The 14416-nt window shown below is 73.1% G+C and carries 12 protein-coding genes and 2 pseudogenes; 9 read left to right on the forward strand and 5 right to left on the reverse strand.

The features are described 5' to 3' along the window. Positions 1-43: 43 nt before the first annotated feature. Positions 44-1672: an amidohydrolase gene (locus ACIQ6Y_RS02435; RefSeq protein WP_404031708.1), complete on the forward strand. Its 1629-nt coding sequence runs from the start codon at positions 44-46 to the stop codon at positions 1670-1672. Between the two features lie 52 nt (positions 1673-1724). Here ACIQ6Y_RS02435 and ACIQ6Y_RS02440 read toward each other — a convergent pair whose 3' ends face one another. From ACIQ6Y_RS02440 to ACIQ6Y_RS02450, 3 genes are all read right to left on the reverse strand, one after another. Continuing rightward, a complete protein-coding gene (locus ACIQ6Y_RS02440; protein WP_404031710.1) occupies positions 1725-2498 on the reverse strand; it encodes a sulfite exporter TauE/SafE family protein in 774 nt (257 codons plus the stop codon). 66 nt (positions 2499-2564) lie between these two features. After that, on the reverse strand, positions 2565-4076 hold the full coding sequence (locus ACIQ6Y_RS02445) for a long-chain fatty acid--CoA ligase (protein WP_404031713.1): 1512 nt from the start codon (positions 4074-4076) through the stop codon (positions 2565-2567). 127 nt (positions 4077-4203) lie between these two features. Further along, positions 4204-5391: a thiolase family protein gene (locus ACIQ6Y_RS02450; protein ID WP_404031716.1), complete on the reverse strand. Its 1188-nt coding sequence runs from the start codon at positions 5389-5391 to the stop codon at positions 4204-4206. 132 nt (positions 5392-5523) lie between these two features. On the opposite strand from ACIQ6Y_RS02450, the gene ACIQ6Y_RS02455 reads away from it, so the two are divergent. The 5 genes and pseudogenes from ACIQ6Y_RS02455 to ACIQ6Y_RS02475 all read left to right on the forward strand — a co-directional run bounded on the left by ACIQ6Y_RS02455 (position 5524) and on the right by ACIQ6Y_RS02475 (position 8540). After that, positions 5524-6324, forward strand: coding sequence for a lysophospholipase (locus ACIQ6Y_RS02455; RefSeq protein WP_404031719.1), 801 nt, complete (start codon positions 5524-5526; stop codon positions 6322-6324). 153 nt (positions 6325-6477) lie between these two features. Next, complete coding sequence (locus tag ACIQ6Y_RS02460; RefSeq protein ID WP_404031722.1) at positions 6478-6810, forward strand: DUF3140 domain-containing protein; 333 nt, start codon at positions 6478-6480, stop codon at positions 6808-6810. Further along, positions 6807-7046 (forward strand): annotated as a pseudogene (locus ACIQ6Y_RS02465) (endonuclease); the annotation flags it as partial. The gene ACIQ6Y_RS02460 and the pseudogene ACIQ6Y_RS02465, both read left to right, overlap by 4 nt. A gap of 226 nt (positions 7047-7272) precedes the next feature. Continuing rightward, a pseudogene (locus tag ACIQ6Y_RS02470) lies at positions 7273-7677 on the forward strand (endonuclease); the annotation flags it as partial. 50 nt (positions 7678-7727) lie between these two features. After that, complete coding sequence (locus ACIQ6Y_RS02475) at positions 7728-8540, forward strand: SAM-dependent methyltransferase (RefSeq protein WP_404031725.1); 813 nt, start codon at positions 7728-7730, stop codon at positions 8538-8540. On the opposite strand, the gene ACIQ6Y_RS02480 is transcribed toward ACIQ6Y_RS02475, so the two are convergent. Both ACIQ6Y_RS02480 and ACIQ6Y_RS02485 read right to left on the reverse strand, forming a co-directional pair. After that, the gene (locus ACIQ6Y_RS02480; protein ID WP_404031728.1) at positions 8530-9765 is read right to left on the reverse strand and encodes an amidohydrolase; all 1236 of its coding nucleotides are present in this window, start codon (positions 9763-9765) and stop codon (positions 8530-8532) included. The genes ACIQ6Y_RS02475 and ACIQ6Y_RS02480 overlap by 11 nt on opposite strands. Positions 9766-10004: 239 nt before the next feature. Then, a complete protein-coding gene (locus ACIQ6Y_RS02485) occupies positions 10005-10865 on the reverse strand; it encodes a Cof-type HAD-IIB family hydrolase (protein WP_404031730.1) in 861 nt (286 codons plus the stop codon). 154 nt (positions 10866-11019) lie between these two features. On the opposite strand from ACIQ6Y_RS02485, the gene ACIQ6Y_RS02490 reads away from it, so the two are divergent. From ACIQ6Y_RS02490 to ACIQ6Y_RS02500, 3 genes are read left to right on the forward strand one after another with little or no spacing between them, the layout of a single operon-like run. Next, positions 11020-11829, forward strand: a complete 810-nt coding sequence (locus ACIQ6Y_RS02490; protein WP_404031733.1) for an SAM-dependent methyltransferase — start codon at positions 11020-11022, stop codon at positions 11827-11829. Between the two features lie 25 nt (positions 11830-11854). Continuing rightward, a complete protein-coding gene (locus tag ACIQ6Y_RS02495) occupies positions 11855-13258 on the forward strand; it encodes a glutamine synthetase (RefSeq protein WP_404031736.1) in 1404 nt (467 codons plus the stop codon). Next, the gene (locus ACIQ6Y_RS02500; protein WP_404031739.1) at positions 13258-14394 is read left to right on the forward strand and encodes an amidohydrolase family protein; all 1137 of its coding nucleotides are present in this window, start codon (positions 13258-13260) and stop codon (positions 14392-14394) included. The genes ACIQ6Y_RS02495 and ACIQ6Y_RS02500 overlap by 1 nt, the downstream gene beginning before the upstream one ends. Positions 14395-14416: the final 22 nt, after the last annotated feature.

Raw genomic sequence — 14416 nt, forward strand, 5'->3', positions numbered from 1 at the left:
GTCCCTCCCCGCCCCTGCTGTCCCCCTCGTAAGGAGCCGCTCCGTGTCCACCGACCTCGTCCTGCTCTCCGCCCGGCTGCTCGACCCCGGCAGCGGTGAGCTGTTGCCGCACACCGCGCTCGCCGCGGGCGGCGGGCGGATCACACACCTGGGCGACGACCGTGAGGTGCGGGCGCTCGCCGGTCCCGGCACCACGGTCGTCGACCTCAAGGGGGCCGTGGTCACGGCCGGTTTCACCGACGGGCACATGCATCCGGTGTCCGGAGCCGAGCGCACGATGGGCGTGGACCTGTCCGGCTGCAAGGACCTGCCGGCCGTACGGGCTGCCCTCGCCGCGGCCGTCGCGGCACTGGAGCCGGGCGGCTGGCTGCGCGGCTGGGGCCTGGACCCGAACGCGTTCGGTGACGCGCCGGTCGCCTCCGCCTCGCTCGGGCCGGTCCTGGACGGCGTACCCGCGCTGCTGGACCTGTTCGACGCCCACTCGCTGCTGGCGAGCCCGCGTGCGCTGGAGCTGGCGGGGGTGGACGGGCCGCGCCGGTTCGAGCAGGGCTCGGAGATCGTGTGCGACGCGGACGGGCGGCCCACGGGGCTGATGCTGGAGGACGCCGCCTGCGAAGTCGTCGAGGCCGTCGCGCCCAGGCCCACCGAGGCGCAAGTGCGGTCCCGTACGGCCGAGGTGCTGCGCGCCATGGCGGCGGCCGGGCTGACCGGCGGTCACGCGATGGACGCCAACGGCACCGGCCTGGCGACGCTGGCCGCGCTGGAGGACGACGGCGAGCTGCCGCTGCGGCTGCGGGTGGCGCCCTGGTGCCAGCCGGGTGCCGACGCGGACGCCGTACGGGAGCTGATCGCGCTGCAGGGCACCGGGGGGCGGCGGTGGCAGGTCGCCGGGGTGAAGCTGTTCATGGACGGCACGATCGACAACGGCACCGCCTGGCTGGAGCGTCCCGACTGCCACGGCGAGTCCACGCACGCCTTCTGGCCGGACCCGCAGAGGTTCACCGAGGTGATCGCCGAGCTGCACCGGGCCGGGGTGCCCACCGCCACGCACGCCATCGGCGACGCGGCCGTACGGCATGTGCTGGACGCGGTGGAGAAGGCGCGGGCGGGGGACGGCGCACAGGCCCCGGCGCCACGGCATCGGGTGGAGCACATCGAGACGGTGCCGGACGACACGGTGCGGAGGTTCGCGGCGCTCGGGGTGACCGCCTCGATGCAGCCCACCCACTGCTGTGAGTTCACCCGGGCCGACCACACCGACAACTGGTCCCGCCGGCTCGGTGAGGAGCGGGCCTCGCGCGCGTTCCGCTGCCGCGATCTGTGGGACGCCGGGGCGCGGGTGGTGCTGGGCTCGGACTGGCCCATCGCGCCGTTCCCGCCGCTGGCCGTCATGGCCGGCGCCCGGCACCGGCGGCCCAGCGACCTGTCCCTTCCGCCGCACGGCCCCGAGCAGGCGCTCACACCGCTCCAGGCGCTCCGGGGCATCACCGTGAACTCCGCGTGGGTGGCGGGCGAGGAGGCGACAGCGGGCCGGTTGGCCGTCGGCCACCGGGCCGACCTGACCGTCCTCGCCGAGAACCCCCTCACGATCGCCGACACCGACCTGGCGAGCGTTCCGGTGCTGCTCACGGTCGTGGGCGGGAAGCCGACCCATCGGGCGGCGCACCTCTGACGGACGGCGCCGCCGTCCGCCCGGCCTGCCCGGCCTGCCCGGCCTGCTGGGGTCAGCGCAGCAGCAGCTGCAGTGCCCCCAGCACGGTCGCGGCGATCACCAGCTGCTCGAACAGCCGCTGGTTGATCCGGTTCACAGCCCATGTGCCGATGAACGCGCCGGGTACGACGAACAGCACGAGCGCGGCGTCGAGCAGCAGGGAGTGCCCGTCGATCAGCCCGAGTCCCGCGCTGAAGGGCACCTTCGCCACGTTGACGATCAGGAAGAAGAACGCCGACGTGCCGAGGAAGCCGAGCTTGCGGAAGCCCGCCGAAAGGAGATACATCGACATGACCGGGCCGCCCGCGTTGGCGACCATCGTGGTGAAGCCGCCGAGGACGCCGTAGGAGCGGGCCTTGACGCGGCCGGCGCGGGTGGTCACCGCGTCCGGGTCGTCCTCCTGGCCGGCCACCCGCCGCCGCCACAGAGTCACTGCCGTCATCAGCAGCAGGGTCGCGCCGATGGAGACGCGTACGACCTCGTCGTCGGCCCACACCAGGAACACCGTGCCGGCCACCACGCCCGCCGCGACCGCCGGGAACAGCCGCAGCAGCGTGGGCCAGTGGGCGTGCCGCCGGTAGGTGAGGACGGCCAGCACGTCCCCGGCGATCAGGATCGGCAGCAGCACGCCGGTGGAGGCACGGGCGGGCAGCACCGCCGCGAAGATCGCCAGGCTGACGGTGTTGGCCCCGCTCACGGCCGTCTTGGAGAACCCGACGAGCAGGGCGGCGGCGGCCAGGGCGGCGAACTCCCAGCCGGTGAGGTGCCACGAGGAGATGATGTCCATGCGGGGACCGATGCTATGCGCACGCATCGGGCCTCCGTCGGGCGCCCCTCACCGTAAGTACAGGGGTCAGTCGGCGTACCGCGCCCTCAGCTCCCGCTTGAGCACCTTCATGCTCGGCCCCAGCGGCAGTGCGTCGGTGAACTCCACGTGGCGCGGGTACTTGTGCTTGCCGAGGTGTTCCTTCGACCACTCCACGAGCGCGGCCGCGTCCGGCTCGGGTGCGCCCGGTGCGGGCACGATCACCGCGCACACCTCCTCGCCGTGCAGGTCGTCCGGCAGGCCGATGACGGCGACCTGGGCGACGGCGGGGTGGCGCACGAGGACCTCCTCGACCTCGCGCGGGTAGACGTTGTAGCCGCCGCGGATGATGACGTCCTTCTTGCGGTCGACGATCCTGAGGAAGCCGTCGTCGTCCTTGGTGCCCAGGTCGCCGGTGCGGAACCAGCCGTCGACGATCGCCTCGGCGGTGGCCTCGGGGCGGCCGAGGTAGCCGGAGAAGACGTTGTGGCCGCGGATGACGACCTCGCCGAGCTCGCCGGGCGGCAGCAGCTCGACGGCGCCCTCCAGCTCCGCGCGGGCGATCTCCACGTCCACGCCCCACAGCGGGTGCCCGATGGTGCCCGGCCTGGTGCCGAAGCAGGGCTGGTTCACGGTCGCCGTGGGCGAGGTCTCCGACAGTCCGTAGCCCTCGTAGATCGTCGCCCCGAAGGCCGCCTCGAAGTCCTCCAGCACGGCGACGGGCAGCGAGGCTCCGCCGGAGATGCACACGCGCAGCTCGGGCAGCTCCTTCGCCCCGGCCGCGGCGGCGGTGAGCACGACGAACATCATGGGCACGCCGTGGAAGGTGTCGACCTTCTCGGCCACCATCAGCTCGATCGCGCGCTCCGCGTCGAAGCGCGGCAGGAGCACGAGCGTCGCGCCCGCGCGCCAGGTGGAGTTGAGGGACACGGTCTGCCCGAAGGCGTGGAACAGCGGCAGCGCGCCGAGGGCCCTGTCGTCGGGGCGTATGTCGTTGGCGTCGAAGGCGTTGACGGTCGCGTTCATCACCAGGTTGAAGTGGCTGAGCACCGCGCCCTTGGGTACGCCGGTGGTGCCGCTGGTGTAGAAGACGACGGCCGGGTCGTCGGCGTCCCGGGTGACGTACGACGGGAGCGGCTCGGCGATGGCGGCGAGCTTGTCGAACTCGTCCCCCAGCGCGACCACTTGGATGCCGACGGCCTCGGCCGCCGCGGTGCCGGTCTCGGCGTGGGCGGGGTGACACAGCAGCAGCAAGGCGCCGCTGTCCTTCAGGACGTGCTCCACCTCCGGCGCCGACAGCAGCAGATGGACGGGGACGACGACCCCGCCGGCCGCGGCGATCGCGTAGTAGGCGAGAGGGAACTCGGCGGTGTTGGGGGCCATCAGGGCGACCCGGTCCCCGGGGCGGACGCCGAGGGCGGCGAGCGCGCCGGCCTGGGCGCGGGCCCGTCGCCACACCTCGCCGAAGGTCAGCCGCAGGTCGCCCTCGACCAGGGCCTCCTTGTCGGGGCGGCGCCGGGCGTTCTCGGCGAGGATGCTGGCCAGGGACAGGGTTGCCATGGGGTGATGCTCCGTCTTCTCGCGGCTCGTGTACCGGATTGCCTTGCGGGGCCGGACTTCCGGATCAGGCCGGCTGCACAGGGCGCCCGCGTCGCCCCGCGGCACCGCCCCGATCCGGAAGACAGGCCTAATGCCTCTCGACGAGCACCGCGCTGCCCTGTCCCACCCCGACGCACATGGTGGCGAGTCCGCGCTCCGCCCCCGTGCGGCGCATGCGGTGCAGCAGGGTCGTCAGAATGCGGGCGCCCGAGCAGCCGAGGGGGTGGCCGAGGGCGATGGCGCCGCCGCTGGGGTTGACCAGGTCCGGGTCGATGCCCAGCTGGTCGACGCAGGCGAGGGCCTGGGCGGCGAAGGCCTCGTTGAACTCGGCCTCCTGGATGTCACCGACTCCCCAGCCGACCCGCGCGAGCGCCTTGCGCGTGGCCGGGACGGGGCCGATGCCCATCACGTCGGGGTGGACACCGGCCGAGGCGCCGGCGACATAGCGGCCCAGGGACTCCAGACCGAGCTCGTTCAGTGCCTCCTCGCTGACCAGCAGCAGGCCCGCGGCGCCGTCGTTCATCGGGGAGGCGTTGCCCGCGGTGACGGTGCCGCCCGCGCGGAAGACGGGCCTGAGCTGCGACAGCTTCTCGTACGACGTGTCCTCGCGGATGCATTCGTCGGCGTCGACGACGACCCCGTCCGGGCGCTGGACCGGCAGGAGTTCGTCGTCGAAGTGCCCGTTCTTACGGGCCTGGGCGGCGAGTTGATGGCTGCGCAGGGCGAACTCGTCCTGCCGCTCGCGCGAGACACCGTGCCGGGCGGCGACCTCCTCGGCGGTCTCGCCCATGGAGAGCAGTCCGTGCAGGTCCTTCATCGCCGGGTTGACCAGCCGCCAGCCGAGCCGGGTGTCCACGGTCTCCATGCGGTGCGGCAGGGCCTCGTCGGGCCGGGACAGCACGAAGGGGGCGCGGCTCATGGACTCGGAGCCGCCCGCGACGACGATGTCGGCCTCACCGGCGGCGATGGTGCGGGCGGCGGTGGTGACCGCCTCCAGCCCCGAGGCGCACAGCCGGTTCACCGTGGCGCCCGGCACGCTCTCGGGCAGGCCCGCGAGGAGGGCTGCCATGCGGGCGACGTTGCGGTTGTCCTCGCCGGCCTGGTTGGCCGCGCCCCAGTAGACGTCGTCGATCCTGGCCGGGTCGAGGGCGGGCACCTCGGCGACCAGGCCGCGGATCACCGCCGCGGCGAGGTCGTCGGGACGTACGGCGGACAGGGCGCCGCGCAGCTTGCCGATGGGCGTGCGGCGGGCGGCCGCGAAGTGGACGGGACGCACGGGTGGGACTCCTGACCGACGACGCTGTGGACCAGAGCTCTTAATTAGCACTGCTAGTTTCGGACTATAGACGCCCGACGGCCCCGCTGGGAAGATCCGTCGGAACCTTCCACCCGCGCCGCCGGAGGACACATGCCCGAGCACACCTTCACCGGCACCCGAGGCACGGTCGCCGTGCGCACCTGGCCGCACCCCGGCCCACGCTTCCTGGCCCTGCTGGTGCACGGCTACGGGGAGCACTCCGGCCGCTACGAACGGCTCGCCGAGGTGCTGACCTCCCACGGAGCCGCCGTCCACGCCCCGGATCACATGGGCCACGGCAGATCGGCCGGCGAGCGGGTGGTGATCGAGGACTTCGAGGACGTCGTCACGGACGTCCACACGGTCGCCGAGCAGGCCCGCGCCGACCATCCTCACCTGCCGCTGATCGTCGTAGGACACTCGATGGGCGGCCTGATCGCCGCCCGCTACGCCCAGCACCACGGCGCCGGGCTCGCCGCGCTGGTGCTGTCCGGGCCGGTGATCGGCGCCTGGGAGACGCCGTCGAGGCTGCTCGCGTACGACGAGATCCCGGACGTCCCGGTCAGCCCGGCGGCCCTCTCCCGGGACCCCGCGGTCGGCGAGGCCTACGCGGTGGACCCGCTGGTCTGGCACGGCCCGATGAAGCAGCCGACCCTGGAAGCCTTCGAGCGCACCCTCGCGACCGTCGCCGAGGCCGGGGACGTCGGCCCGCTGCCGGTGCTGTGGCTGCACGGCGACGACGACCGGCTGGTGCCGCTCACCGGCAGCCGGGTCGGAGTGGAGCGGCTCGCCGGGGGCGCACTGACCGAGCGGATCTACGCCGGGGCCCGGCACGAGGTGTTCCACGAGACGAACCGGGACGAGGTCTTCGCCGACCTGACGCGCTTCCTGGACGGGGTGCTGCCGCGCTGAGCCGGGCCGTGTTTGTCCGGGTGGGCGGCGGGCACCCGCGCCCGCATGGAGTGCTCACGGAGCGCTGCCTGCGCGGGTGAGGACCCCGAGCTGTTCTTCCGATCTGCTCCGGCTCTCCCGCCGAGGACACGACGTGGGAAGGAGGAGCCCGCGATGACCGACCCGCTGGAACTCCACACGCTGTGGGACGATTTCCACCGCGTGGTCAACATGACCTCCCAGGAACTCGCCGCCTGGTTGCGGGTGCGCGACGCCGACGAGACCACGGAGCCGCTGCCCGAACAGGCGGGCACGCCGCTCGGGCGGCACGTCCTGGCGATCCTGCAGAAGCGGCGCATGGACCTGACCGACGACGACGTCCGCGTGATGCGGCTCGTGGTGGACATGGTCTCCGGGCAGGTCGACCCGGAGAGCGAGCCGGAGGCACAACGCACCGACCGCCGCCATGAGCTGATGACGATCGGCCACGACCCGCTCAAGCCATGACCGACGACAAGCGGGTCCTGAAGGCCCTGCTCGACGGCCACGGCCGCACCTACGCGGAGGAGGCGGGCATCACCCTGCGCGACACCCCGCAGCCGCTGTACCGGCTGCTGGTGCTCGCGCTGCTGCTCAGCGCCCGCATCCGCGCCTCGGTCGCGGTGGCCGCCGCCCGCGAGCTGTACGCGGCGGGGCTGCGCGACCCGCGCCGGATGGCCGACGCCGACTGGCAGCAGCGGGTGGCGCGCTAGGGCCTGTCTTCCGGATCAGGCCGGCTGCGAGGCGCTTCCGCCTCCTGGCCGGGTCGAGCGGGGTCTGGTGCGTGCAGCTGCAAGGCGGAGGAGGGCGTCGACGCGATGGGGGTCCCCCCGCGCGAGCTCGATTCGAGCGTGGGGGAGTCGGCAACCGACGACAACGCCGCAGATGTGCGTGCCAGACCCCGCGACGCCGGCATGATCCGGAAGACAGGCCCTAGGCCGGGGCGGCTACCGGCGCTACGACGAGCGCACCGCCACCCAACTCGGCGAGGGCGCCGAGCTGTTGACCGAGCGCTACAAGGGCGACCTGCGCCGGCTGCACGAGGCCGCCGAAGGGAACACCGGCGAACTGCGGCGCCTGCTCCAGGAGGTGCCCGGCATCGGCCCGGCCGGTGCGGACATCTTCCTGCGCGAAGTACAGCGCGTGTGGCCGGACATCGCCCCTCAGGTCGACGGCAAGGCCCTGGACGGGGCCGCCCGGCTCGGGCTGCCGAAGGACCCCGACCGGCTGCTGAGCCTGGCCGGGAAGGCCGAACCGGCCGTGCTGGCAGCCGCGTCGGTGCGGGCCTCACTGGAGAAGGAGGTGGCCGAAGACTGTCTCCGCGCGGCCGCTTGATCGTGTCACACTGCTCGCACCAAGCCCCGCCGCGAGACTGAGGAGCATGTGTGACCGGGACCCAGCCGGCCTCTCCGTACATCGACACCAGCAGGCCGCACCCGGCCCGGGTCTACGACTGGTACCTCGGCGGCAAGGACAACTACCCGGTCGACGAAGAGCTCGGCCGGCAGATCATGGCCATCGACTCCGGCGCCCCGCGGGCCGCCCGCGCCAACCGCTGGTTCATGCAGCGGGCCACCCGGCTGCTGGCGAAGGAGGCCGGAATCCGCCAGTTCCTGGACATCGGCACCGGCATACCGACGGAGCCCAACCTCCACCAGATCGCGCAGGGCGTGGCGCCCGAGACGCGGGTGGTCTACGTCGACAACGACCCGATCGTCCTCGCCCACGCGGGCGCCCTGCTGCGCAGCACCCCCGAGGGCGTCACCGAGTACCTCCAGGCCGACGCGCGCGATCCGCGGACCATCCTCGAACAGGCGCGCCGCGTCCTGGACTTCGAGCGTCCCGTCGCCGTGTCGCTGATCGCGCTGCTGCACTTCATCGCGGACGAGGACGGCGCCCACGACCTGGTGAGCACACTGGTCGACGCGCTCGCGCCGGGCAGCTGCCTGGTGCTGTCGGCGATGACGGCCGACTTCGAGCCGGAGAACGTCCGGCGGGGCATCGACGCCTACACCGCCCGGGGCGTGACCCTCGTCGCCCGCGACAAGGCCGAACTGGCCGCCTTCTTCACCGGACTCGACCTGCTGGAGCCGGGTGTCGTGTCGGTGGCCGACTGGCGCCCCGAACTCGCGGAGGGCGAGTCCGACCTCGGCCACGGGCCGGTGTCGCTGTACGGCGCGGTGGGCGTCAAGCGCTGAGGCGGCTCAACGCGGCGGACACCAGCGTGTGCACGCCGGGCACGAGCACCGAGGGGTCGGGGGCGAACAGCGGGCTGTGGTTGCTGGGCACGGCGGCGAACTTCTCCAGCAGCCCCTCCCCCGGCGCCGCCTCCCAGACCTGCGCCGGGGTCGACGTCACGAACCAGTAGTCGTACGGCACCCCTTGGGGCACGAGCAGCGAGAAGTCCTCACTGCCCATCGCCGGTCCGAGGTCCAACACCCTCTCCGCCCCGAGGAGTTCGCGATGCACGGCCGCGATCTCGGCGTCCAGTACGGGGTCATTGACGGTGACGGGATAACCGCCCGACCGGACCGACACCTCCGGCGGCACCGGGCAGCCCGCGGCCGCGCACTCGCCCTCGACGATGCGGCGTACGGCGGCGAGAACCCGGTCGCGGACCGCGGGGTCCTGCGTGCGCAGATTCAGCGCGAGCCGCGCCTCGGCGGGGATGACGTTGGGCTTGGTACCGGCGTGGAACTCCCCCACCGTGAGCACCACCGAGTCCCTCGGCGCGATCTCGCGCGAGACCACGGTCTGCAACCGGGTGACCACATGCGCGGCCGTCACCACCGGGTCGACGGTCGCCTCGGGGCGCGAGCCGTGGCCGCCGACGCCGTGCACGACGACGTCGATGTTGTCGGAGGCCGACATGATCAGGCCCGGCGTGTGCGCGTACAGCCCCGCGAGCCCCGGGGTGACGTGCTGGCCGAGGAGCACGTCGGCGCGCGGGAAGCGCTCGTGCAGGCCGTCGTCGGCCATGGCGGCGCCACCGCCCGTCTCCTCGGCGGGCTGCCCGACCACCACGAGCGTGCCGGACCAGGCGTCGCGGCCCGCCGCGAGCACTTCGGCGGCGGCTGCCAGCCATGTGACGTGCAGATCGTGCCCGCAGGCGTGCATCACGCCGTCCACGGTCGAGGCGTACGGCAGTCCGGTCGCCTCCCGCACCGGCAGCGCGTCCATGTCGCCGCGCAGCCACACCACCGGCCCGTCCCCGTTGCCGAGCACCCCGACCACGCCCGTGCCGGCGACGCGCTCGGTGACGGTGAACCCGGCCGCGCGCAGGCGCAGGGCGAGCTTCGCGGCGGTGCGGTGCTCCTGGAAGCCCAGTTCGGGGTGGCGGTGCAGGTCCTCGTAGAAGCCCGCCAGCTCCTCGCGGTCGAGGGCGGAGGTCAGTTCCCTGGTCAGCCGGACGGGCTCGGTCATCTGGCTCCCTCTCGTCGAAGGCATTGAGCACCGGCCAGGCCACCCTGGCACGGCTAGGGCCTGTCGTTTGGATCAGGTCGGCTGAAAGGGACTGCACTTCTTGGCCGGGTCGAGCGGGGTCTGGTGCGTGCAGCTGCAAGGCGGAGGAGGGCGTCGACGCGGAGCGTCGGCAACCGACGACAACGCCGCAGATGTGCGTGCCAGGCCCCGCGACGCCGGCATGATCCAAACGACAGGCCCTAGGTGAACAGTGGCAGTCCCAGGACCCGCGCGATCGTGCGCAGCACGCCGTTGTCGGTGTTGGCGGGCGCCAGATGCCGCGCCCGGCGCACGACCTCCGGGTGGGCGTTGGCCATGGCGTACGACCAGTCGGCGGTGTCGAGCATCTCCAGGTCGTTGAGGTAGTCGCCGAAGACCATGGTCTGCGCGGGCGTGATGCCCAGCTCCCGCTGGAGGCGGCGAATCGCGGCGCCCTTGTTCGCCGTGCCGTTCATCAGGTCGACCCAGTGCTCGCCGGAGACCACGACCTGGTGGGTGGCGGTGAAGGGCGCGAGGGCTGGGGCGGTGGTCCGCTCGGCGGGCCCGAAGTCGAACAGGGCCACCTTGAGGATGTCGTCCTCGACGGCCGTGGCGTCGGCGACGACCCGGTTCTCGACGTAGTACTTGCGGACCTCGGCGAGGAACGGCTCGTCGGCGCGCTCGACGTAGGCGGACCGCTTGCCGCAGACGACGGCGCCCACGTCGACGCCGTCGGCGTTGAGCCGCCGTACGGTCTCCAGCACGTCGGCGACCACGGCCTTGTCCAGCGGGTCGGAGCTGAGCTCGACGCCGTCGCGGACGACATAGGTGCCGTTCTCGGCGATGAAGACCATGCCGTCGGCCGCGCCGGAGAACTCGCGGGCGAGGGTCGCGTACTGGCGGCCGCTGGCCGGGCTGAACAGCACACCGCGCTCGCGCAGCAGCTCCAGCGCGGTCCACAGCTCGGCCGGCGGCTGCTTGTCGTCGTCGAGGAGTGTGCCGTCCATGTCGGTCACGATCAAACGGATGTCCGTGGCTCCGGAGGCGGTGCGGACGGATTCGGGCGACGCGGAGTAGGGCATGTCTGCTTCCTGGCTGGGCGGGTACGGACCTCCACGGCACCTCGTCGTTCCGTGAACGACCGTCCACCCTACCGGGGCGGCCGAATCCCGGGACAGCCGATCTTGGGCGGGGCACAATGGCCGCGAAGGCCCGGCGTGAGGAGAGGCGAGCGACGTGAGCGACAGCCAGCCCGCACAGGGCACGGCCCGGCTGAACACCACCGTGGCGCACAACGCGCGGGTCTGGAACTACTGGATCGGCGGCAAGGACAACTACGAGGTCGACCAGCAGGTCGGGGCGCACGTGGCCGGCCTGTTCCCGGTGATCCGGGACGTGGCGCGCGCCGACCGCGACTTCCTGGGCCGTGCGGTGCGCTACCTGGCCGGTGAGCGCGGGGTGCGGCAGTTCCTGGACATCGGCACGGGCCTGCCGACCGTCGACAACACCCACGAGATCGCCCAGCGGATCGCCCCCGAGTCGAAGATCGTGTACGTCGACAACGACCCGATCGTCCTGCTGCACGCCCGCACGCTGCTGACCAGCACCCCCGAGGGCGTCACCGACTACCTCGACGCCGATGTGCACGACCCGGACGCGATCGTGGCCCGCGCACGGAAGACCCTCGACTTCGACAAGCCGATCGCCGTGATGATGCTCGGCATCCTGAACTTCGTGCTGGACACCGACAAGGCCCGCGAGATCGTGCGCCGGGTCATGGCCGCCGTACCGTCGGGCAGCTTCCTGGTGCTGACGCACCCCACCTTCGACGCGGACCTGGGCGGCGAGGGCAATGTGGCGGCGATGGAGTTCTGGAACGCCAACGCCACCCCGCCGATCACCGCCCGCCCCCGCGACGAGATCGCCGCCTTCTTCGAGGGGCTCGACCTGCTGGAGCCGGGCCTGGTGCCGTGTTCGCAGTGGCGGGCGGAGCTGCACGCGCCGGTGGTCGTGCCGCAGCTCGGCGCGGTCGCCGTGAAGCCGTGACACTCACGGCCTGTGAGGAGGACGTATGACCACCCTGGCCGACCCGGTCCCCGGCGGCCGCCCCGGCGACGTCGAGCGGGCGACCGCGCTGAGCGGAGAGCTGGCCGGGCGGGGCGTGCACGGGATCGTGCTGGCGTACGTCGACACCGCGGGTGTCGGCCGGGTCAAGACGATCCCCACCGGACGGCTCGCGGACGCCGCCGCCTGGGGCGTGGGCATGTCGCCGGTGTTCGACACCTTCCTGGCCGGTGACGCGATCGTCACCACCGATGTGCTCGGCTCCCCGGACGGCGATCTGCGTCTCTACCCCGAGCTGGACCGGCTCACGGTGCTGGCCGCGCAGCCCGGCTGGGCGTGGGTGCCGGTCGACCGGATCACCCAGGACGGCGCGCCGCACCCGGGCTGCTCGCGCACCTTCCTGCGGCACACCCTCACCGACGCCAGGGCCCGGCACGGTCTGGACTTCCGGGCCGCCGTGGAGATCGAGTGGTCGGTGGGCCTGGACTCGGCGCCCGCCGGGGAGTTCGTGCCGGCGGCCACCGGTCCCGCGTACGGGGCGACCCGGCTGGTGGAGCTGGGCGACTTCGGTGCCGACCTGCTGGCCGCCTGCGCGGCGCAGGGCGTGGACGTCGACCAGTTCCATCCGGAGTACGCGGCCGGGCAGTTCGAGCTCTCCACCGGCGCGCTCGACCCGGTCGCGGCGGCCGACCGCAGCGTCCTGGTGCGGCACACCATCCGGGCTGTGGCCCGTCGGCACGGGCTGCGGGTGTCCTTCTCCCCCGCGGTGAACGCGACCGGTGTCGGCAACGGCGGGCATCTGCATCTGTCCGCCTGGCGCGACGGCGTCAACCTGCACACCGGTGGCGTCCGGCGGTACGGCATGACCGCCGAGGCCGAGTCGTTCGCGGCGGGTGTCCTGGCCCGGCTGCCCGCGCTGACGGCGGTGACCGCGCCCAGCCCGGCGAGCTATCTGCGGCTGCGGCCCTCCCAGTGGGCCGGTGTGTACACCGCGTGGGGCCTGGAGACCCGGGAGTGTGCGCTGCGCCTGGTCACCGGCACGGCGGGGCTGCGCGACCGGGCCGCGAACCTGGAGGTCAAGCCGGTGGACCTGGCCGCCAACCCCTATCTGGCGCTGGGCTGTGTGATCGCCGCGGGCCTGGAGGGAGTGGAGTCGGAGGCGGTCCTGCCCCCGGAGACCACCGGCGATCCGGCCCATCTCGCCCCGGAGGAGGCCGCCGCCCGCGAGGTGCGGCGCCTGCCGAAGACCCTCGCCGAGTCCGTCGAGGTGTTCCGCGGCGACGAGGTGCTGCGCACCGCCCTCGGTCCGGTCCTCGCCGACGCGGTGACCGCCGTACGCGAAGGGGAGGTCGCGCAGGTGGACGGGCTGGAGGACGCGCAGATCGCCGCCGCCTACCGCTGGGTGTACTGATGGCAGCCGCCACAGCCGTGCACGAGGCGCTCGCCGGGCTGCCGCTGATCGACCACCACTGTCACGGCGTGGCCACCGGCGCCCTGACGCCCGCCGGGTTCGAGGCACTGCTCACCGAGGGCGACCCCTGGCCGGGCGTCTCCGCCTTCGACACGCCGGTCGGTACGGCCGTACGACGTCACTGTGCGCCGCTGCTGGACCTGCCGCGGCACGTCCCGGCCGAGGAGTATCTGGCGCGGCGGGCCGAGCTGGGGCCGCGGGAGGTCGAGCGCCGGTTCCTCACCGCCACCGGGACGGCGGTGTTCTGCGTCGACACCGGGTTCGCGCCGGAGTTGCTCGGCACTCCCGCTCAACTCGCCGAGGCGGCGGGGGCGGTGGCGCACGAGGTGGTGCGGCTGGAGAGCGTCGCCGAGGGCGTGGCGGCGCGGGGTGTGGAGGCGGACGCGTACGGCGACGCCTTCCGCACGGCCGCGCTGGACGCCGTGCGCCGGCCGGGGGTGGTCGGGGTGAAGTCGGTGGCCGCGTACCGTACGGGCTTCGCGCTGGACCCGGCCCGGCCCACGGACCAGGAGGTCACCGCCGCGGCCGGGCGCTGGCTGGCGCGCGGGGGCCGGCTGGACGACCCGGTCCTGGTCCGTCACCTGCTGTGGACGGCCGTCGACCTGGGGCTGCCGCTCCAGCTGCACACCGGGTTCGGCGACAACGACCTGCGGATGCACCGCTCGGACCCCGCGCTGCTCACCGACTGGCTGCATCTGGTCTCCGGCACCGTTGCGGTGCTGTTCCTGCACTGTTGGCCCTATCAGCGCCAAGCCGCCTATCTGGCCGCGGTGTTCGAGCACGTGTACCTGGACGTGGGGCTCACGCTGCACCACGTGGGCCCGGTGCGGGCACGGGCGGTGCTGGAGGAGGCGCTGGAGATCACCCCGTACCGCAAATTGCTGTACAGCTCCGACGCCTGCGGTCTCGCCGAGTTCCACTGGCTCGGGGCGTACGCGTTCCGCCGGGGGCTCGGTGAGCTGCTGCAGGACCGGGTGGATGCCGACGAGATGTCCCCGGCGGACGCCGTGCGTCTCGCGCGGTGGGCGGGAGCGGACAACGCCCGCCGGGTCTACCGCCTTTCCGACGACCTCTGAAAGTATGATCAAGCAATGTCTG

Source organism: Streptomyces sp. NPDC096205, from assembly GCF_044763135.1.
Lineage (GTDB): Bacteria > Actinomycetota > Actinomycetes > Streptomycetales > Streptomycetaceae > Streptomyces.

Excerpts from the sequence above, each read along its gene's own strand:
- ACIQ6Y_RS02440 (WP_404031710.1), bottom strand. The coding sequence starts at position 2,498 with ATGGACATCATCTCCTCGTGGCACCTCACCGGCTGGGAGTTCGCCGCC.
- ACIQ6Y_RS02445 (WP_404031713.1), bottom strand. The coding sequence starts at position 4,076 with ATGGCAACCCTGTCCCTGGCCAGCATCCTCGCCGAGAACGCCCGGCGC.
- ACIQ6Y_RS02455 (WP_404031719.1), top strand. The coding sequence starts at position 5,524 with ATGCCCGAGCACACCTTCACCGGCACCCGAGGCACGGTCGCCGTGCGC.
- ACIQ6Y_RS02460 (WP_404031722.1), top strand. The coding sequence starts at position 6,478 with ATGACCGACCCGCTGGAACTCCACACGCTGTGGGACGATTTCCACCGC.
- ACIQ6Y_RS02480 (WP_404031728.1), bottom strand. The coding sequence starts at position 9,765 with ATGACCGAGCCCGTCCGGCTGACCAGGGAACTGACCTCCGCCCTCGAC.
- ACIQ6Y_RS02485 (WP_404031730.1), bottom strand. The coding sequence starts at position 10,865 with ATGCCCTACTCCGCGTCGCCCGAATCCGTCCGCACCGCCTCCGGAGCC.
- ACIQ6Y_RS02495 (WP_404031736.1), top strand. The coding sequence starts at position 11,855 with ATGACCACCCTGGCCGACCCGGTCCCCGGCGGCCGCCCCGGCGACGTC.
- ACIQ6Y_RS02500 (WP_404031739.1), top strand. The coding sequence starts at position 13,258 with ATGGCAGCCGCCACAGCCGTGCACGAGGCGCTCGCCGGGCTGCCGCTG.